Genomic DNA, 18,161 nt, shown 5'->3' with positions numbered 1-18,161 from the left:
GGGCGGTGGGAACGGCCCGGGCTCATACGGCTCGTGCCGACCTGCCGTCCCCCGTGGTGAGACAACCCTCGACAAGGAGAACTGTGATGAACAAGCATGCACGTGGAGCCCTGGCCGCGGCGGCGGCGACCGCCTGCGTACTGGGGGCGGCGCCGACGGCCTCGGCCGCGGGGGTTCCGCCGGGCTGTGACAAGGGCTACTTCTGCATCTACTCGGGTGACTACGGGACGGGGCAGCTCGTCCTGAAGTCGGACGGCAACTGGTCGGGCAGGGTGACCGGCCGGTCCATCTTCAACAACGGCGCACCCCTTCCCGGCCTCGACCACATCCAGGTCGAGTGGAAGGGCATCGGTAGCGGCTCGGAGTGTGTCCACTACTACCCCGGCCCGGGCCACTACGGCCTGAACTTCAACCACGACGCCGTCATCAACAAGGTGACGTGGCGCGGAGAGTGCTAGGTCCTGCGTGACGCGCGTGCAAGTTGGTGCGGGCGACCGGACACGACCTACCGCAGGCGGACCACGGCCGCGCGGCCGTCGGTCCGCAGGCGTCCGGTGAACGCACCCCGCGCGAGGGCCGCGTCGTACGGGCCCAGGGTGTGGCCCGGGCCCCACGCGGCTTCGAGCGTCGCCGGGCCGTCGAGGGCGACGACCAGCAGGGTCTCGCCGGGTTCGGCGGCCGCGGTGAGCCGGCCCCGGACGACCGCGGTCTCGGCCGTCGCCGCGCCCCGGCGGTACATCACGTTGAAGTTCACGACGGGGCCGGAGATGAGCCGGCAGTCGGTCGGCTCGTCCCCCGCGAAGTCCTGCGGCGCGAAGCGTTCGTCCACGAGCCGGTGCACGCCGCCCACCACGAGGTCCATGCCCGCGCCCTCGGCGAGCGTGAGGGTGCGGTCGATCCCGGGGAAGGCCGAGAAGGGGCCGTCCGCGGCCACCTCGGCCAGGCTCGCCCGCCAGCGGAAGGAGTCCATGCCCGCGCCCACGGGCCACGCGGCGATCTCCCGGGTGACTCCTCCGCCGTTCTTCCACACGGCGGCGGGGCGGTCGGCCGCGCGCAGGACGCGGACTTCGCCGCCGTTCACGCTCCCGTCCCGGACCCGACCCCGGTACCGGCCCCGGTCAGCCGCTCGCGCAGTTCCTCGGCGTCGGCGAGGAACCACGTCTGCCGCCCCCGGTTGCACTCGCGGACGAAGTCCCGCAGCGCCGCGCTGGCCGCCGTGTGAGGGGAGATGTCGCCGAGGACCACGACGCCCACCCGGTACTGGGCGAACTTCTGGATGATGTCGCCCGCGACCCGGGTGCTCAGCCGGAAGAACGCCTCGTCGAAGCGTTCCACGGGGATGACCGCCCACTCGGCGCCCTGGTACGAGGCGTTGCCGATACAGTCCAGGGCCTCGCGTTCACCCGCGATGGTCTCGCCTTCGGCCCCGCACATCAGGACGGGCACGTCGTTGATCGTCTGAAGAGTGTCCACGGGGGTCGAGACTAGCTCTTCTCCATTGACGGGCGCAGGCGGGCCAGCAGGGCGTAGAGCGTAGCGCTCTCGGCCTCGTCGAGGGTGTCGAGCGCCCCGTGGGCCGCCTGCATCTCCTCGCGTACGCGGCGGATGACCTGTCGGCCCGCCTCCGTCGCCACCACGTTCTTGACGCGCCGGTCGGCGGGGTCCGGCTCGCGGCGCACCAGCTCGCGGGCCTCCAGGCGGTCCACGATGCCCGTCACATTGGACGCGTCACAGACCAGCAGGACGGCGAGGCCCCGCATGGGCACGGGGCCGTCCAGCTGCGCGAGCACCCGGGCCTGGGTGGGAGTGAGGCCGTGCTGGGCCGCGGCCGCGGCGAACTCGCGCCACTGGGCGGTGCCGATGGCGGCGAGCAGCTCCAGCAGCTGGACCTTCGTGGGGGCGTGTGTGGCGGTCTCGCTCATACTCCGAGCCTACTCAGGATGCTTGACATTATCAATTGTTTACTTGACTACATCAAATATCGACCCCTACCTTCGATCAAGTTACTTGATGACATCAATCATCGCCGTTCCGAAGCTCTTCAGCTCCGAAACACGAAGAAGGTCCCCGCAGCCATGAGCACCCCCTTCCCAGCCACCCCGGCCTCCGGACAGCGGGGCGAGACGGTCGTCGTCCTCGCCCTGAGCCTCGCCGCGATGGTCGTGTCGATGATGCAGACCCTGCCGGTCCCCATCCTCGGCCTGATCCGCGACGACCTGGGCACCTCGACGGCCGGCGTGAGCTGGGTGACCACCGCCACCCTGCTGTCGGCGGCCGTCTTCACCCCGCTCCTCGGCCGGTTCGGCGACCAGCACGGCAAGAAGCCCACGCTGGTGGCCGTCCTCGGCGTGATGGTCGCCGGCTCCGTCCTCACGGCGCTGGCCTCCTCGCTCCCGCTGCTGATCGTGGGCCGCGTCCTCCAGGGCGCCGCCACCGCGATCTTCCCGCTGGCGCTCTCGGTACTGCGCGAGGAAGTCCGCCCGCAGAAGCTGCCCGGTGCGATGGCGTTGGTCAGCGGCACGCTCGCGTTCGGCAGCGGCCTTGCGCTCGTCGCGACCGGACTGCTCACCTCCGGCCCCGGCTCGGACTACCGCAACGCCTTCTGGATGGCGACCGGCCTCGCGGTCCTCGCCCTGCTCGCGGTGGTCGTACTCGTTCCCGCCACCCGCACCAAGACGGGCGGCCGCACCGACGTCCTCGGCGCGCTGACCCTCGGTGCCGCGCTGCTGCTGCTCCTGCTGGCGATCTCGCAGGGCCACGAGTGGGGCTGGACCTCCGGCCGCACGCTGGGCAGCTTCGCCGGCGCCGCCGTCATGGCCGCCGTGTGGGTCGTCACCGAGCTCAGGGTCCGCGAGCCCCTGGTCGACATGAAGATGTTCGTGCACCGCCCCGTCCTCATGGCCAACCTGTCCGGTCTCCTCGTCGGCTTCGGCATGTTCGCGAGCTTCCTCGGCGTCTCGTACCTCGTACAGATGCCCGAGGCGCTCACCGGCTACGGCTTCGACGCGTCGATCCTGCGCGCCTCCGTGGAGTTCCTGCTGCCCAGCGCGATCGTCTCGCTGCTCGCCTCGCCCGTCGGCGGCCGGATCGTGCGGCACCGCGGGCCGCGCGTGGCGCTGGGCATGGCCGCCGCGCTGGGCGCGGTCGGCTTCGCCTGGCTCGTCGTCGACCACAGCCACGCCTTCTCGGTGATCGGCTCCGGCCTGGTCGTCGGTGCGGCCGTCAGCTTCGGCTACGCCGCCATGCCCGCCGTGATCATGTCGAGCGTCCCGCCGCACCAGAGCGGCATCGCCAACGGCATCAACTCGATCTCCCGCTCGACGGGCAGTGCGATCGGCAGTGCCGTCGTGACCACGATCCTGGCGTCCAAGAGCATCGAGCACCTGCCCGCGGGGGTTCCCCCGCTGCCCGCCGAGTCGGGCTTCACCCTCACCTTCGCGGTCGGGGCCGTGGCCTTCGCCCTGGTCGGGGTGATCGGCTGGCTCGGCCTGCGCGACGGCCACAAGCCCGTCGGTGCGACCCCCGAGCGGCTCGCCGCATCCGAACCGGCCGCATCCGAACCGGCCGCGACCGAAGCTGCAGCGACCGGCGCCGCGGCAACCGAGGCGGCAGCGACCGCCGCGCCCCCGAAGGCCGACGCCGTCGGCTGACCCCGTGACCGCCGGCCCGGCGGCCCGCCCCCGCGTGTCGTTCGCGCCGGGCGGGCCGCCGGGCCTTGCATGGTGGGTGCATGAAGGCTACGGACGTCATCGCGGACGGGTTCGGTCGGATCCGGGAGGTCGTGCACGAGGCGGTGGACGGGGTGCCGGCGGAGCTCCTGGACGCCCGCGTCGACCCGGAGGCGAACTCGATCACCTGGCTGGTCTGGCACCTGACCCGGATCCAGGACGACCACATCGCGGCCGCCGCGGGCCTGGAACAGGTGTGGCTGACCGGGGGCTGGGCGGACCGGTTCGGCCTGCCGCTGCCCGCCGCGGCCACCGGCTACGGCCAGTCCGCGCAGCAGGCGGGCACCGTCCGGGTGGACTCGGGCGAACTGCTCCTGGGCTACTTCGACGAGGTTCACGAACAGACCCTCGGGTTCGTCCGGGGGCTCTCGGCCGCCGACCTGGACCGGGTGGTCGACGAGCGCTGGGACCCCCCGGTCACTCTCGGGGTGCGCCTGGTCAGCGTGCTCGCCGACGACCTCCAGCATGCCGGTCAGGCGGCCTACGTACGCGGCGTACTGGAGCGGCGCCGCGGATCCTGAACCGCCCGCGGGTCCCGTCCCACCCCTCGGCACGCGAAGGGGGCGGTCACCCGTTCGGGCGGCCGCCCCCTCGTGGGTCAGGCCCCGCTCGCGTCGAGCATCTCCTCGCGCTCCACGATCTTCACGCGCGCACGGCCCTGGGGCTCGCCGAGGGCCTTCTCGGCCGCGTCCAGCCGGTACCAGCCCTCCCACGTCGTGTAGCGGACGCTGCGCTCGGCGAGGAAGTCCTCCACCGCGGCCGGCTCGGGCGACGCCGGCGTGCCCAGGCGGCCCTCCGCGTGGTCGGCGAGCAGGTTCGCGACGGTCTCGTTCGCGTCGCCCTTGGTGTGGCCGATCAGGCCGATCGGGCCGCGCCGGATCCAGCCGGTGACGTACGTCGACTGCATGGGGCCGCCGGCGTCGATGACGCGGCCGCCCTCGTCCGGGACCGTGCCGGACTCGACGTCCCAGGGAAGCTTGGGCAGCTCGTCGGAGAGGTAGCCGACCGCGCGGTACACGGACTGCACGTCCCAGTCGGTGAACCGGCCGGTGCCCTTGACGTTGCCGGTGCCGTCCAGCTCGGTGCGCTCGGTCCGCAGACCCACGACCTTGCCGTCCTCGCCGAGGATCTCGGAGGGCGACTCGAAGAAGTGCAGGAACAGCTTGTGCGGCCGGTCGCCGATGTCGCGGATCGCCCAGTTCTCCAGGGTCTTGGCGACCATGTCGGTCTGCTTGTTCCCGCGCCGCTCGGCAATCGAGCCGTCGTCGTAGTCGATGTCCTCGGGGTTGACGATGACCTCGATGTTGGGCGAGTGGTCCAGTTCGCGCAGCTCCATGGGGCTGAACTTGGCCTGGGCCGGACCGCGGCGGCCGAAGACGTGCACCTCAAGGGCCTTGTTGGCCTTGAGGCCGTCGTAGACGTTGGCCGGGATCTCGGTGGGCAGCAGTTCGTCGGCCGTCTTCGCGAGGATGCGCGCGACGTCCAGGGCCACGTTGCCGACGCCGAGCACGGCGACCTTCTCGGCCTCCAGCGGCCAGGTGCGCGGCACGTCCGGGTGGCCGTCGTACCAGGAGACGAAGTCGGCGGCACCGTAGGAGCCGTCGAGGTCGACGCCGGGGATGTCGAGGGAGCGGTCGGCCGTGGCGCCCGTGGAGAAGATCACGGCGTCGTAGAAGGACCGCAGCTCGTCAAGGCTGATGTCGCCCGGGTAGTCGACGTTGCCGAAGAGGCGGACCTGCGGCTTGTCGAGCACCTGGTGCAGGGCCGTGATGATGCCCTTGATGCGCGGGTGGTCGGGGGCGACGCCGTAGCGGATCAGGCCGAAGGGGGCGGGCATGCGCTCGAAGATGTCTATGGACACACCGGGATCGACGGCGGCCTCGGACTTCAGCAGCGCGTCGGCGGCGTAGATGCCGGCCGGGCCGGCTCCGACGATTGCTACCCGCAGAGGGCGAGGCATGGCAGGGGTTCCCTTCGAGCGACGGCAAGGTGGATCAAGGCGGATCAAAGGGAACCCTAAACGAAGGTAAACCTAACCCGGCACCCGGTGTCGCTTTATGACCCCATAATCCAATCTTATGACCTCCCCAAGTCATCCTTGGGTCTCAAGGAACTCGCTGGTCAGCACGTACAGCGGCTGACAGACTGGGGCGGCTTGATCACTCCAGGAGGACGAATGGCTGACGAAGCAGGCACCCCGCAGGACGAGTCCCCGGCCGAAGCGGCCAAGCGCCGGTTCCGGGAGGCCCTGGAGCGCAACGCCGCGAAGGCGCACTCACAGCAGTCCCATCAGAACCGGGCCAAGGTCCAGGGCTCCAGCAGCGCCGCGAGCGGCAAGAACAAGAAGGTCCGCCGCAAGAGCGGCTGAGCCCCCGAACGCCGGGAGCCCGGCCCGGCCCGCCCGCGGCGGCGGGGCCGGGTCGGCCCGGCGGACCACTGGGCCACTCGGGTGAGGGGGCATAACCCCGGGCACCGTCAGCAGTTGATCAGCACGTCCCGCCGTGGGCAGCTATCTCACGCGACAGTGCGACCGAAGGATCCCCCAGATGCTCAAGAAGTTCATGGCCACCGCCGCCGCCACCGCCGCCGTGCTCGGCGCGGGTGCCGCCGTCGCCTCGCCCGCGATGGCGATCGGCAACGACAACGGCGTCAACACCGTGAACGGCAACGACGCGGCGCAGATCTACGGCAACCAGGAGACCCGCGGCAACATGAGCCCGCAGCTCGGTGCGATCCAGGGCTCCCTCAACAAGCTCTGCGTCGGCCTGCCGGCCAAGGTCAACGCCCAGTCCCTGCTCGCGATCATCGCCAACGTCGGCGTCCAGGACGTCAACGTCCTGTCCAACCCGCAGAACCAGCAGTGCGCCGAGAACTCCACCCAGGCCAAGGGCGACGAGTCCCTCTCGCACATCGCCAGCAACATCCCGGTCCTCTCCGGCAACCTCTCCGCCGGCAGCTGATCGGATCATCCGCGCCGGTGTCACGCGTGACGCGTGACACCGGCGCTTTCCTTTGGTCTAGACCTTGACAGGTTCAGACCATTCCGTTTCAGTGGGCGTCATTGCCTCTCCCCCAAGTCCCCCCACTGAAGGAGCAGTTACGTGATACGTGCGCTTCGCCGCCGCGCCCTCAGCCTGGTCGCCGCCGCGGCTGTCACGGCTGGTCTCGCCATCGCCCTCCCCGCCTCCCACGCCGCCGCCGCGGCCCCCTGCTCCTCCCCCTGGGCCTCGTCGGCCGTCTACACGAACGGCATGAGCGCCTCGTACGGCGGCCACAACTGGCAGGCCAAGTGGTGGACCCAGGGCGAGACCCCCGGCACCACCGGCCAGTGGGGCGTCTGGTCGGACCAGGGCGTCTGCGGCGGCGGGGGCCAGGACCCGGACCCCGATCCGTCCGGATTCGTGGTCTCCGAGGCCCAGTTCCACCAGATGTTCCCGAACCGGAACCCCTTCTACACCTACAACGGCCTGGTCGCGGCACTGTCCGCCTACCCCGGCTTCGCCAAGACCGGCGACGACACCGTGAAGCGGCGCGAGGCCGCCGCGTTCCTCGCGAACGTCTCCCACGAGACCGGCGGCCTCGTCCACATCGTGGAGCAGAACACCGCCAACTACCCCCACTACTGCGACGCGACCCAGCCGTACGGCTGTCCTGCCGGTCAGGCCGCCTACTACGGCCGCGGCCCCATCCAGCTCAGCTGGAACTTCAACTACAAGGCGGCCGGTGACGCCCTCGGCATCAACCTCCTGGCCAACCCCTACCTCGTGGAGCAGGACCCGGCCGTCGCCATGAAGACGGCGCTCTGGTACTGGAACACCCAGAACGGCCCGGGCACGATGACCGCCCACGCCGCCATGGTGAACGGCGCGGGCTTCGGCGAGACGATCCGCTCGATCAACGGCTCCCTGGAGTGCAACGGCGGCAACCCCTCCCAGGTCCAGAGCCGGATCTCGAAGTACCAGAGCTTCACCCAGCTGCTCGGCGTCACCCCGGGCGACAACCTCAGCTGCTGACGGGCGGCCCGGCCGCGGTCACCGCGTGCGCAGCGCGGTGGCCAGCTGGGCCCGCGACCGTACGTCGAGCTTCTGGTAGATGCGGGTGAGCCGGGCCTCCACGGTCTTGACGCTGAGGAACAGCTTGGCCGCGGCCTCCTGGTTGCTGGCGCCCTGGCTGACGAGCAGCGCGAGGCGCGTCTCGGCGTCGGTCAGGGCCGCGGCCGTGGCCGCGGAGGCCAGGGCGCCGGCCCCGTCGCCCGGGGCGGGCTCCCGCGCCAGTTCGCTCCAGGGGCCGGCTCCGGCTCTCTCGAACACCTCGGCCGCGGCCCGGAGCGCCGCGCGGGCCGGTGCCCGGCGCCGGCGGCGGCGCTCCACCCGGGCGAGGGCGAGCAGGGTGCGGCCCCGTTCCAGCGGCAGCCGGAGGGCTTCGAAACGCTCCGCCGTGTCCTCCAGGAGCCGGACGGCGGCGTCCGCGTCGCCCTGGGCGGACAGCCGGAGGGCGTCGGCCCGGTCGAGGGCGGCGACGACACCGGTACGGCCGAGCCCGACGGCGACCCTGCGGACGGACTCGATCAGTTCGGCCGCCTCGCCGGGCGCGTCGGCGGCGATCAGGGCCTCGGCGAGTTCACCGTGCCAGCGCAGGATCGACGGGTCCACCACCTGCTGGGCGGCCTCCAGTTCGGCGACACGGCGCAGGGTGGCGACCGCCTTCGCCGCCTCCCCCGTGGCCAGTTCGACGAGTCCGAGCGCGTGCAGGCTGCGGGAGAGGAAGACCTGGTCCTGTTCCTCCTGGGAGGCCTGGATGCCGCGGCGCGCGTAGCCCTCGGCGCGTGCGAAGCTGCCGCCCATGGTCTCGGCCGTCGCCGCGACGTACCAGGCGGGGCCGGGTGAGAGGCCCGCCTCGATGGTCAGATCCAGGGCGCGGCGGGCGTGCACCGAGGCGGATTCGCACCGGCCGCTGCGCAGTTCCACCTCGGTGAGGCTGCGCAGGACCTCGAAGACGTCCTCGGCGGAACCGGTGCGCTGGACGGCCGGCAGCAGCACCATCAGCTGGCGGCGGGCGTCGTCGAGGCGGTCGTCGAAGAGGGCGTGCCGGACGGCGAGGTACTGCGGCGCGTTGCGCATGCCGAGCGGCACCTGGGGGGCGGGCAGGGCGAGCGCCTCGGCGAGGATCTTCTCGGCTCCGGCGTCTCCGAGGATGCGGCCCATGCGGGCCCGTACGGTCAGGGCCATGGCCTCGGCGGTCTGGTCGCCGCCGAGTGCCGCGAGGGCGCCCGCCGCGGCCGCGGCATCCCGGGAGCGCACGGGGTCGCCGTCGCTGAGGTTGTGCTTCCAGGCGACCCGGAGCTGGACGGCGGCCTGCAGGGCGGGGTCCCCGGCCGCCTCGTCCATGGCGTACGCGAAGGTCTCGTCGAGGGCTCCGAGGGCCTGGCCGGCGGCGTCGATGACGGCGAGCCGGGCCCGTACCCGGTCGGCGGGCGAGGCGTCGCGGGCCAGGACGGCCCGGGTGGCGCGGCGGGCGAGGTCGGCGCGGCCGGCCCAGCCGGCGTCCTCGGCGGCGGTGACGAGGCGGGCCAGTTCCTCGCCGGGCAGCGAGGACGGTGTGCGTTCGGCGGCGAGCAGGCCCAGTTCGGCGGCGAGGGCCCGCTGGCCGCGACTGCGGCAGACCGCGGCGGCCTCGGTGATCTCCGCCGCGAGCCACTGGTCGGGGGTGTCGACGGCCAGCGCCCGGTGGCGTACGGCCTGGACGGGGTCGTCTACGGCGGCGGCCAGTGCCGCGTGCCCGGCGGCGCGTTCGGGCCAGCCGGCGTCGGCGGCGAGCGCGGTGGGCAGGGCTCCGGCGGTGAACTCGACGGTGCCGTCCTCGCCGACCCGGACGAGTGCGGCCCGCTCCGCTTCCGCCAGCTCGGCCTCGGCGTCGGGGCGGCCGGCCCGCCGCAGCAGGGAGATGGTGGGGCGGGAGGCGAGGGCGGCGAGCAGCAGGGTGCGGCGGGCCTGGGCAGGGGCTCCGGCCAGGAGCCGGCGGGCGACCTCGCGGGCCTGTCCGGAAATGGGCAGGGGGTCGGCGTGGTGGGCGTTGCTGTCGCGGGCCTCGGCGGCTTCGGCGAGGGAGTGGCCGAGGGCGAGCGCGAGGCGCGGGTTCCCGCCGCTGGCCTGGTGGATGCGGCCGGCGAGGCGGGCGGGCAGGCCGTGGCGCAGGAGGAGCTCGGCGACCTCGTCGGCGCCGAGCGGGGGCACCCGTACGGCGGGGACGCCGGGGCCGCAGAGGGGTTCGCCGACCGGTGCTCCGCCTTGGACGTGCTCGGCGGCCAGGACCCGCACGCGGGGCGGGGTGAGGCGCAGCGCGAAGCGGAGCAGGTCGGTGCTCTCGGCGTCGAGCCACTGGGCGTTGTCGATCACGAGCAGGACGGGCTGGCGGGCGGCGAGGGTACGGAGCACCTCGACGACGGCCAGGCGCAGCGCGACGTGGTCACGCCCGGCGCGGGGTGCGTCGGCCTCGCGGCGCAGGAGGGCGATGGCGGTGCGCTGGGGGCCGGAGAGCTGTTCCAGGGCGGTGGCGGGCACGGAGGCGAGGAGGGCCGCGGCGGAGGCCTCGGATATCCATTGGTCGGCGGCCTCGGGAGCCAGGCGCAGTACGGTCTCGCGGCGGGATTCGGCCGCGGCCGCGACGGCGCGGACCACCTCGGTCTTGCCCGCGCCGGCGGGTCCGGTCAGGAGGGCCCGTCCGTGCGTGGTCAACGCGCGGTCGACCGCCTTGATCAGTTCTCCGTGTCCGACACTTGTGTCAGCGTGCCCCGTCGCCGCCACCACGCACAGCCACCAGCCTTCCAGTCCCCAGCTCCTGTGCCCTTCCTGTGAGAGGCGAGAATACGAGGTCGGGCGGCTGATGGACCCGCATTGTGACGCAGAATTCAGTCACAGGACACGGAAAACCCGGCGGACCTGCCGATACCCGGAGTATCGGCAGGCCCGGGGATTCAATTGGTCCGTACTATCGCTCCGTCAGGCGGAGTTGGTGCCGGACCCCGAGTCGGCGGAAGCCGTCTCAGAAGGTGAGATTCCAGGAGTCGATCCTGCCGGTGTCGCCGCCGGCGTTGTCGTTGACCCGGAGCTTCCAGGTGCCGTTCGCGACCTCGGAGGAGGCGTTGACGGTGTAGACCTGGTTGATGTTGTCGGCGCTGCCGCCCGAGCGGTTGTGCAGCGTGTAGACGGAGCCGTCCGGGGCGACCAGGTCGACCTTCAGGTCACCGATGTAGGTGTGCACGATGTTCACGCCGACCTTGAGGGCGGACGGGGCGTTGCCGGTCTTCCCGGTGACGGTGATCGGGCTCTCCACGGTGGTGTTGTCACCGATGGCGAAGTCCGTGGTGTTCTCGAAGGCCGGGGTGGGCGGGGTCGAGGTCACGGCGGCGACGGTCGCGGCGGCGTCGGCGAGACCGGCGCCGCAGCCACCGGTGCAGGTGCCGGCGAGCGGACGGGCGTTGTTCTTGATCGCCGACTCGATCTGGGCCGGGGTCAGCGCGGAGTTCGCCGACTTCAGCAGCGCGGCGAGGCCCGCCACGTGCGGGGCGGCCATGCTGGTGCCCTGGTAGGGCTTGTAGATCTCGGCGCCCGGGGTGGTGGTGCCCGCGTTCAGGGTCGAGAGGATCGCGTTCTCGGGGGTGGTGACGGTGCCGGGCGTGTCGGTGGCGCGGCGGGTCTCACCGCCCGGGGCGGCGATGTCGATGATCGCGCCGTAGTTGGAGTAGTACGAGCGGTCGCCGGCGCGGTTGCTGGCGGCGACGTTGATCACGTTGTTGCAGCTGGCGGGCGAGTAGCCGGCGGCGTCGGCGTTGCTGTTGCCGGCGGCGACGACGACGGTCGTGCCGCGGGCGACGGCCGCGTTGATCGCGTTCTGGTAGCTGGTGCCGCAGGCGCCCGGGCCGCCGAGGCTCATGTTGATGACCTTGGCCGGGGTGGCGTTGGCCGGCACGCCGGCGACGGAGCCGCCGGAGGCCCAGGTGATGGCGTCGACGATGTCCGAGGTGGAACCGCCGCACTTGCCGAGGACGCGGACGTGCTGGACCTTCGCACCGTAGGCGATGCCCGCGATGCCCTTGGAGTTGTTCGTGGCCGCGGCGATGGTGCCCGCGACGTGGGTGCCGTGCCAGGACGAGTTGCTCGCCTTGGAGCCGACGCCGCACTCGCCGTCGGTGGCGTTCCAGTCGCCCTCGTCGGCGGGGTTGCTGTCGCGGCCGCCGCCGTCACGGGCGTAGGTGGCGCTGCTGATGAAGTCGTAGCCGGCGACCGTGTTGGACGCGAGGTCGGAGTGGGCGACGTAGCCGGTGTCGATCACGGCGACGGTGACGCCGGAGCCGGTGGTCTTGTCCCAGGCGGCCGGGACGTTCATGCCCGCGGTGGACTCGAAGAGGTCCCACTGCTTGGCGTACTCGGTGTCGTTCGGGGTCACGGCCGTGGCGTAGGCGCGGGTGTCGGGCTCGACGTAGGCGACGTCCGGGTCGGCGCGGAACTGGGCCATCACGTCGGCGGCCTCGGCGGGAGCGACGGTTCCGCCGAGGTTGACCAGCGCGGCACCGGTGCCCAGGCGGCGGTCGAACTTCGCCTTCTTGCCGGCCTTCTTGCCCTTGGCGGCGGCGTCGTCGGCGGCCGCGGTGTTCGAGCTGGCCTCGGTGGCGGACGACTTGTAGCCGACGATGAGGTTCTCGACGGGCGCGGTCGGGGCGAGCGCGGCGGCCGGGGCCGCGGCGGGGCCCTCGGAGGCCACGGCCACGGAGGCGGTGGCGGTGCCGGCGAGCAGGGTGACGGACATGGCCACGACGGATATGAGCCTGCGTCTCGTTGCGTGCACGTGATCCCTTTCGAGGGCCGGTTCCGGGCAGGCCGGAGCGGCCGGTCGGTGCAGTGTGGGGGTGGTCGGCGGCCGCGGGGCCGGAAGCGAGTTGGTCGGTCTCGCCCCGGCTGCCGCCGCACGCCACGTTGTCCCGGCCGCAACGGCGAGGCAGGGGCAACGGCGGTCCCGGCGCGCTTCCCCCGGCCGGTCGGCCTACACGCCATGTGGGGTTGGCGTGTGAACCGCCCGGCCTGGGGAAGATCGCCGGTGGGCAGACAGTAGGCAACGCGGGGGTGAACCGGATACGGGGAAAACCCTTGTCCACCCCCTGCGACTCCCCCCGCAGGTCCCTCAGCAGACGGTGTGACCAGGGCGTTCGCCGCACATGCCAGGCAACGGCGGCGAGGGTGCGGCCCGAGGGGCGGGGGTGCTCAGGACTCGCTCCGGTCCGGCGGGAAGAGCCTGCGGAAGTACGTCCAGCTCGTCTCGTTCGGTTCGCTCCACTTCTCCGGTGCGTGGGCGAATTCGGGGTGGTGGCCGGCGATGTACGCGCGGGTGCGTTCGGGAACCTGCTCGTAGGCGTCGAGCTTGCGGCCGCGGCAGTGGAAGGTGAGGCCACCGGGGCGCGCGCCCTGCTCCATCCACGGCAGCCACGGGGACATACGGGTCCAGGACATCGTCGCCGGGACGCTCGCCCGGTCGGTGCTCAGCGCGGTCGCGGGTGCGAAGAACTGGAAGAGTTCCAGCGCCCGGTAGGTGTCGTCGGCCGAGTGGTGCGGGTACTCCTCGACCGGCAGCGGCGAGGGGTAGGCGAGCGGGATCTCCAGGCTGAAGCAGATCTGGTCGCCCAGTTCGGTCACGGGGACGGGGAAGGGGCGCCACTTCTGGTTGGCCGGGTCGTTCCAGACGTGGACCACGGGCTTGTCCTGCCAGGTCTCCATGATCTCCCGGGTCACCGGGTCCAGGTAGAACGCGGCCTCCCGGGACAGCAACTGGTAGCCGCCGCTCTCCTCGTCCGCCACGAGGCGGGCGACGTTGAGCCCTTCGAAGCCGAAGAGCCGCCGGTAGGGCTCGCCCGGCGCCCAGGAGTGGACGTCGCCGGTCCACCAGTAGGTGACCTCGCCGCCGTCGAGTCGGGCGCGGGTGCGGGCGAACGCGTCCAGGAGCTCGGCGGGTGTCACGGCGGGCGGCACGGCGGGTGTCATACGCCCACTGTGTCCGGTCGGCACGCGGGCGGACAAGCCGCCCGACGGACAACCCCGGCCACTTCACGGCCGGTTGTGACGCCCGGCCGGCGCTCGGGCCCCTGCCCGCCCGCCGGACCCGCCCGGACCCGTCCGGACGCCCGCACGCGGTCCCGCGACCGTCATGCGGATGCCGGGTTGACGGCGGGGTCGCCACCGGTAACCGTGACCGCCATGGGGAAAGAACGCCGACTGCTGACTCTGGTCATCTGCCTGGTCCTGGGTGGTGGACTGGCCGCCGCGGTGCTCGGCGCCACGCGCGCCGCCGGCCCGCACGCGGGAGCGACGGCCGGGGCCCCGGCGCCGTCCGACTACGTGGACATACGCGATGTTCCGCCCGTCCCCGCCGCCGCTGAGGCCCGGCCCGCCGAGGCGGGCGACGGATCGCCGGGGTCGATGGCGGTGGATTGCGGCCGCAACGAGGGGCGGCACCACAACGAGGACAACCTCGTGGTCTCGCCCGGCCTGCCGGCCGGCGCCCACCACACGCACTCCTACGTCGGCAACCTGTCCACGGACGCCATGTCCACCGAAGCCTCGCTGGCCGCCGCCGCCACGAGCTGTACGGGCGGCGACCGGTCGGCGTACTACTGGCCCGTCCTGCGCCGCCTGGACCGGCCGGGCATGCGCCCGCACGAGAGGTCCGCTGGGCACGGGAACAGCGGCGAGATCGTGCCCGAGTCCTCGGTCCGCCTGGAGTTCCGCGGCAACCCGGTCAGCAAGGTCGTGGCGATGCCGCCCTTCCTGCACGCGCTGACGGGCGACGCGGTCGCCCGCACCGCGGGCAGCGACGCCCACGTCCGGGCCCGCTGGGGGTGCTCCGGCTCCCCCGACCGCTCCACCACCAGCTACCCGCGCTGCCCCGAGGGCGACCGCGTCACCCGCAGCCTGGTCTTCCCCAGCTGCTGGAACGGCCTCGACACCGCGAGCCCGGGGCACCGCTCGCACCTGCTGTTCCCCGGCGGCAACGGAGTCTGCCCCACGAACACCTTCCCCGTACCCGAACTGCGCGTCTCGCTCGCCTACGAGGTCCCCGCCGGGGTGCCCGTGGCCGTCGACTCCTTCCCCGAGCAGCGGCACAGCCCCAGGACGGACCACGCGATGTTCGTGAACGCGATGACCGAGCGCCAGATGGCCGCGGTCGTCGCATGCCTCAACGAGGGCCGCACCTGCCGGACTTGAGCGCCCACCGGCCCGAGTGACGCAGGTCACGTGAACCGGATCGGCCCTGCCGGCGTGTTCCGACCGCACCACGCAAGCGAGGGAAGACGGAGAGGGTGAGATGGCCGGACCACTGTGGCCCCGAACTCGGCGGGGCTCGACCGATGAGGCACTGATCAAGTCGGTGTACGAGGAGCACGGCCAAGCCCTGCTCGCGTACGCCACCCGGCTGACCGGGGACCGGGCCACCGCCGAGGACGTCGTACAGGAGACGCTGATCCGTGCCTGGCGGCACTCCGAGGTCCTGGTCAACGGAAAGGGTTCGGTGCGCGGCTGGCTGCTCACCGTGGCCCGGAACATCATCACCGACCGCTATCGGGCCAGGGCCGCCCGGCCGCCGGAGGTCTCCGGTTCGTCGGCCGCTCCCCCGGTGGAGGCGGACCACGCCGACTCGGTGGTGGACAGCATGACGGTGCTGGGCGCCCTCGACCGGCTGTCCCCGGAACACCGGGACGTATTGAAGGAGTTGTACTACCGGCAGCTCAGCGTGGCGGAGGCCGCCGACACGCTCGGCATCCCGGCGGGTACGGTCAAGTCGCGCTCGCACTACGCGCTCAAGGCCCTGCGCGACGTGTTCAGGGACGACGGCTTCCGGGAGAGCGGCACAAGAGACGGAAAACGATCGGGCAGGCCGCCCCAGCAGCCGGCCGGACTGCGTGAGGTGGTGGCATGAACCGGCAGCGGCACGAGGAGGAACTGCTCGGCCCCTACGTGCTCGGCGTCCTGGACGCCGAGGAGGTCCGCCGGGTCGAGGGACACATGAGCGGATGTGTGCAGTGCCGGGAGGAGGTGGCCGCGTTGCGCGAGATGGAGGCGGCGCTGGGCGAGGTGCCCGAAGAGGCGTTCCTCGACGGACCGCCGCAGGGCGGTGACCTGCTGCTCCAGCGCACCCTGCGGCAGATGCGGGGCGAGCGGGCCGGTGCGGCGCGCCGACGCGCGGGGTTCACGGGCCTGGCCGTCGCGGCGTCCCTGGCCGCCGTCTTCTGGGCCGGCACCCAGCTGGGCCCGGGCGACCCGGCAGGCGTCGCGCTGCCTGCTCCCCCGTCCCCGACCGCTTCGGCGGACCCCTCGCCCCCGCCCAAGGGGACCACGCTGCACTCGGCGACCGACACGGGCACGGGCGCCCGGATGACGGTGCAGATGACGCCTGCCACGAAGTGGGTGCGGTTGCGGGCGGCGGTCACGGGCCTGCCGCCGGGCGAGCGCTGCCGCCTGATCGTGGTCTCCAAGGACGGTACGCGCACCACGGCGGGCAGCTGGGTCGTGGGCAGCCAGGAGAACGGCGAGGCCAAGGGCGCCGGGCTGGACGGCTCGGCGGCCGTCGACCGGTCGGACGTCAAGGCCGTCATGGTCGAGAACGAGGCCGGCCGGAGGTTCGTGTCCGTGCCCGTGTGACGGTCCCCGCGGGACGGTCTCGGGTGAAGTGACCGATGACCGTGCCCGGGTCACCGTGCCCGGGTGACCGCGGGGCGAACGTGACGGAGCCCGGGAGCATATCCAGCTCCCGGGCTCCTGTTTGCCACCCAATTGCGCACACCGGCACGTTTAAGAGTCGCGGATCATTCTGAGATCGACGTGTTCTACCTTTGAACTACCGTGCCATGAAAGAGGCACAGGAGGGACTTGAACCCCCGTCCATCGATGGTCGTCCACGCTCGGTCGATCCGGTGTTCGGCGGCGAATACTGAGACTGGAGCGAGAATCTGAGATTCAAGGGGCCGCCTCTACCAGCTTGGGCCACCCCGGCACGCAATGCCGGGGGAGGGATTCGAACCCCCAACTGACACCCCTGTTCAGCTTCAACATCAGTTTCAGCTTGCGCTCTCGCGCACCCCCTGCAGACATACAGGAGGGGTTCTGTGGGCTACCCGAACAGGTAGCCGAACACCGCGTCCCCGACCCGCTGGTCGGTGACCTCGGCGCTGTTGGCCTCCTCGCGGGCGAACTTGACGGCCTGCTGGAGCTTCTCGACGCGGTCGAGCAGCTCGTTCACCCGGCGGGCGGGCAGCGCGCCGGAGAACTTCACGGTCGTCCAGTACCCGACCGGCACGTCCTCGTAGTACACCTCGACCTGGGCCGGGTGCTTCTCGGTGGCCTCGGCCTTGACGTGGTTGCGCGGCACCTTCTTGGTGCGGATCGTGCGCACCGGGTCCGTCTTCCAGGAGTCCGTCGACGGGTCCAGGTTCCAGGACTCGGAGGCGTCCAGCACCGGCAGCTTCCGCACGAAGGTGTGCAGGTCCGTGAGCTGCTTCTCCAGGAAGAGCAGGTACGGCACGGGCACCTGCGCCAGCAGGACCGTTCCGTCCACGACCACGTCCGCGGCCGCGCTGCGGTTCGCCCAGTCCTTGGTGGCGGTCACGTCGAAGAGCCGCGTGAGCGTCCCGGCCGTCGCACGCAGCACGTCCTCCGCCTTGACCTGCACCCGGGTGGACTCGGGCGGCAACTGCTCGCCCTCCTCGTCCTTGGGCTGGTACGTCCGCGAGATACCGGCCAGCAGGGCGGGCTTCTGCACGTCGTGGTGGGCCTGGGTGAGTTCCTGGAGCGACTTGGACTTGACGCCCTTTTCGACTGCGATGATCTGATTCAGCTTCGGCACGTGATCAACCTAGCAGCCGCTTGTCCGATCATTCACCCGGATTTCCGGCACGCCGGCCCTGTCCAGGAGCCGGTGCATGTCCTCGGGCGGGAGCGAGGGGTTGGCGGCGATCGTCGCGAGCCGTTCGCCCTCGGCGACCAGGCGTCCGGCGAGTTCCCGGGTGAGCCCGCCGGTCTGCAGGACGTCGACGGGCCGCCAGGAGCCGTCCCGTTTCCCGATGAGCCAGGCGGTCCGTTCCTCGTCCTCGTCGCGGACCTGTTCGGCGGCCGCCAGCCGCACCTCGCGGTCGTCGTCGTGGAGGAGGCGCCGACGCGCTTCGTCCGAGAACTCCTGCCAGGCGCCCTGGCAGGCGGCCTGACGGAACAGCGGGTCCTCGTGGTCCGCGAGGCCCGCCAGGATGTGGGCCGGCGGCACATCCCCGTTGAACACTTCCTGGCGCACCAGGGCCTGTATCGAGTTGCCCCGTGGAGCAAGGAGCGGCGTTCGGTGCGTGCCCTCGGCGTACGGGACGAATGTCCTCGTAGCGGAGCTACCAGGGCATCTGGC

At 72.1% G+C, this 18,161-nt stretch carries 18 protein-coding genes; 9 read left to right on the top strand and 9 right to left on the bottom strand.

All coding sequences use genetic code 11. The features are described 5' to 3' along the window. Nucleotides 1-86 precede the first annotated feature (86 nt). Nucleotides 87-458, top strand: coding sequence for a peptidase inhibitor family I36 protein (locus ACFWFZ_RS01975; protein ID WP_387115136.1), 372 nt, complete (start codon nt 87-89; stop codon nt 456-458). Nucleotides 459-505: 47 nt separating this feature from the next. On the opposite strand, the gene ACFWFZ_RS01970 is transcribed toward ACFWFZ_RS01975, so the two are convergent. The 3 genes from ACFWFZ_RS01970 to ACFWFZ_RS01960 are packed head-to-tail and all read right to left on the bottom strand — an operon-like array spanning nt 506 to nt 1,922. Next, the gene (locus ACFWFZ_RS01970; protein WP_387115133.1) at nt 506-1,081 is read right to left on the bottom strand and encodes a HutD family protein; all 576 of its coding nucleotides are present in this window, start codon (nt 1,079-1,081) and stop codon (nt 506-508) included. Beyond that, complete coding sequence (locus ACFWFZ_RS01965; protein WP_387115130.1) at nt 1,078-1,473, bottom strand: DUF4180 domain-containing protein; 396 nt, start codon at nt 1,471-1,473, stop codon at nt 1,078-1,080. Before ACFWFZ_RS01965 ends, ACFWFZ_RS01970 begins: the two co-directional genes overlap by 4 nt. 11 nt (nt 1,474-1,484) lie before the next feature. After that, entirely contained in the window at nt 1,485-1,922 is a 438-nt protein-coding gene (locus tag ACFWFZ_RS01960) for a MarR family winged helix-turn-helix transcriptional regulator (protein ID WP_030654374.1), read from the bottom strand. 153 nt (nt 1,923-2,075) lie between these two features. On the opposite strand from ACFWFZ_RS01960, the gene ACFWFZ_RS01955 reads away from it, so the two are divergent. Together ACFWFZ_RS01955 and ACFWFZ_RS01950 are read left to right on the top strand one after the other, a co-directional pair. Beyond that, nucleotides 2,076-3,650 (top strand): MFS transporter, encoded by a 1,575-nt coding sequence (locus tag ACFWFZ_RS01955; RefSeq protein ID WP_387115126.1) that lies wholly within the window; start codon nt 2,076-2,078, stop codon nt 3,648-3,650. Between the two features lie 80 nt (nt 3,651-3,730). Continuing rightward, the gene (locus ACFWFZ_RS01950; RefSeq protein WP_387115123.1) at nt 3,731-4,249 is read left to right on the top strand and encodes a DinB family protein; all 519 of its coding nucleotides are present in this window, start codon (nt 3,731-3,733) and stop codon (nt 4,247-4,249) included. A 77-nt stretch (nt 4,250-4,326) separates the two neighbouring features. Here the strand turns inward: ACFWFZ_RS01950 and ACFWFZ_RS01945 are convergent, their stop codons facing one another. Further along, on the bottom strand, nt 4,327-5,688 hold the full coding sequence (locus ACFWFZ_RS01945) for an FAD-dependent oxidoreductase (protein WP_387115120.1): 1,362 nt from the start codon (nt 5,686-5,688) through the stop codon (nt 4,327-4,329). Nucleotides 5,689-5,904: 216 nt separating this feature from the next. Between ACFWFZ_RS01945 and ACFWFZ_RS01940 the strand changes: the two genes are divergently transcribed. From ACFWFZ_RS01940 to ACFWFZ_RS01930, 3 genes are all read left to right on the top strand, one after another. Next, nucleotides 5,905-6,096 carry a DUF5302 domain-containing protein gene (locus ACFWFZ_RS01940; RefSeq protein ID WP_030654357.1) on the top strand — a complete coding sequence of 64 codons (192 nt, stop codon included), beginning with the start codon at nt 5,905-5,907 and terminating at the stop codon, nt 6,094-6,096. 178 nt (nt 6,097-6,274) lie between these two features. Then, a complete protein-coding gene (locus tag ACFWFZ_RS01935; RefSeq protein ID WP_387115117.1) occupies nt 6,275-6,688 on the top strand; it encodes a rodlin in 414 nt (137 codons plus the stop codon). A 141-nt stretch (nt 6,689-6,829) separates the two neighbouring features. Beyond that, nucleotides 6,830-7,741 (top strand): glycoside hydrolase family 19 protein, encoded by a 912-nt coding sequence (locus ACFWFZ_RS01930; protein ID WP_387115114.1) that lies wholly within the window; start codon nt 6,830-6,832, stop codon nt 7,739-7,741. Nucleotides 7,742-7,759: 18 nt separating this feature from the next. On the opposite strand, the gene ACFWFZ_RS01925 is transcribed toward ACFWFZ_RS01930, so the two are convergent. From ACFWFZ_RS01925 to ACFWFZ_RS01915, 3 genes are all read right to left on the bottom strand, one after another. Continuing rightward, entirely contained in the window at nt 7,760-10,462 is a 2,703-nt protein-coding gene (locus ACFWFZ_RS01925; RefSeq protein WP_387115111.1) for an AAA family ATPase, read from the bottom strand. Between the two features lie 307 nt (nt 10,463-10,769). Beyond that, entirely contained in the window at nt 10,770-12,533 is a 1,764-nt protein-coding gene (locus ACFWFZ_RS01920) for a S8 family serine peptidase (protein ID WP_387116260.1), read from the bottom strand. A 452-nt stretch (nt 12,534-12,985) separates the two neighbouring features. After that, nucleotides 12,986-13,759, bottom strand: a complete 774-nt coding sequence (locus tag ACFWFZ_RS01915) for a DUF1838 family protein (RefSeq protein ID WP_387115108.1) — start codon at nt 13,757-13,759, stop codon at nt 12,986-12,988. 213 nt (nt 13,760-13,972) lie between these two features. Between ACFWFZ_RS01915 and ACFWFZ_RS01910 the strand changes: the two genes are divergently transcribed. The 3 genes from ACFWFZ_RS01910 to ACFWFZ_RS01900 all read left to right on the top strand — a co-directional run bounded on the left by ACFWFZ_RS01910 (nt 13,973) and on the right by ACFWFZ_RS01900 (nt 16,414). After that, complete coding sequence (locus tag ACFWFZ_RS01910) at nt 13,973-14,980, top strand: DUF1996 domain-containing protein (RefSeq protein WP_387115105.1); 1,008 nt, start codon at nt 13,973-13,975, stop codon at nt 14,978-14,980. A gap of 100 nt (nt 14,981-15,080) precedes the next feature. Beyond that, nucleotides 15,081-15,692, top strand: coding sequence for a sigma-70 family RNA polymerase sigma factor (locus ACFWFZ_RS01905; RefSeq protein WP_030032794.1), 612 nt, complete (start codon nt 15,081-15,083; stop codon nt 15,690-15,692). Beyond that, a complete protein-coding gene (locus tag ACFWFZ_RS01900) occupies nt 15,689-16,414 on the top strand; it encodes an anti-sigma factor family protein (protein WP_387115101.1) in 726 nt (241 codons plus the stop codon). Before ACFWFZ_RS01905 ends, ACFWFZ_RS01900 begins: the two co-directional genes overlap by 4 nt. Nucleotides 16,415-16,883: 469 nt before the next feature. Here the strand turns inward: ACFWFZ_RS01900 and ACFWFZ_RS01895 are convergent, their stop codons facing one another. Both ACFWFZ_RS01895 and ACFWFZ_RS01890 read right to left on the bottom strand, forming a co-directional pair. After that, nucleotides 16,884-17,615: a hypothetical protein gene (locus tag ACFWFZ_RS01895; protein ID WP_387115098.1), complete on the bottom strand. Its 732-nt coding sequence runs from the start codon at nt 17,613-17,615 to the stop codon at nt 16,884-16,886. Nucleotides 17,616-17,624: 9 nt separating this feature from the next. Further along, nucleotides 17,625-18,056: a hypothetical protein gene (locus ACFWFZ_RS01890; protein WP_387115095.1), complete on the bottom strand. Its 432-nt coding sequence runs from the start codon at nt 18,054-18,056 to the stop codon at nt 17,625-17,627. Nucleotides 18,057-18,161 lie beyond the last annotated feature (105 nt).

It is taken from the genome of Streptomyces sp. NPDC060232, assembly GCF_042726555.1.
Classification (GTDB): Bacteria; Actinomycetota; Actinomycetes; order Streptomycetales; family Streptomycetaceae; genus Streptomyces.
This window is presented reverse-complemented; position numbering and strand designations above follow the sequence as displayed.

Coding starts and splice junctions, on each gene's coding strand:
- ACFWFZ_RS01945 (WP_387115120.1), bottom strand. CDS start 5,688: ATGCCTCGCCCTCTGCGGGTAGCAATCGTCGGAGCCGGCCCGGCCGGC.
- ACFWFZ_RS01960 (WP_030654374.1), bottom strand. CDS start 1,922: ATGAGCGAGACCGCCACACACGCCCCCACGAAGGTCCAGCTGCTGGAG.
- ACFWFZ_RS01950 (WP_387115123.1), top strand. CDS start 3,731: ATGAAGGCTACGGACGTCATCGCGGACGGGTTCGGTCGGATCCGGGAG.
- ACFWFZ_RS01975 (WP_387115136.1), top strand. CDS start 87: ATGAACAAGCATGCACGTGGAGCCCTGGCCGCGGCGGCGGCGACCGCC.
- ACFWFZ_RS01915 (WP_387115108.1), bottom strand. CDS start 13,759: ATGACACCCGCCGTGCCGCCCGCCGTGACACCCGCCGAGCTCCTGGAC.
- ACFWFZ_RS01955 (WP_387115126.1), top strand. CDS start 2,076: ATGAGCACCCCCTTCCCAGCCACCCCGGCCTCCGGACAGCGGGGCGAG.
- ACFWFZ_RS01900 (WP_387115101.1), top strand. CDS start 15,689: ATGAACCGGCAGCGGCACGAGGAGGAACTGCTCGGCCCCTACGTGCTC.
- ACFWFZ_RS01905 (WP_030032794.1), top strand. CDS start 15,081: ATGGCCGGACCACTGTGGCCCCGAACTCGGCGGGGCTCGACCGATGAG.
- ACFWFZ_RS01935 (WP_387115117.1), top strand. CDS start 6,275: ATGCTCAAGAAGTTCATGGCCACCGCCGCCGCCACCGCCGCCGTGCTC.
- ACFWFZ_RS01910 (WP_387115105.1), top strand. CDS start 13,973: ATGGGGAAAGAACGCCGACTGCTGACTCTGGTCATCTGCCTGGTCCTG.
- ACFWFZ_RS01940 (WP_030654357.1), top strand. CDS start 5,905: ATGGCTGACGAAGCAGGCACCCCGCAGGACGAGTCCCCGGCCGAAGCG.
- ACFWFZ_RS01920 (WP_387116260.1), bottom strand. CDS start 12,533: ATGTCCGTCACCCTGCTCGCCGGCACCGCCACCGCCTCCGTGGCCGTG.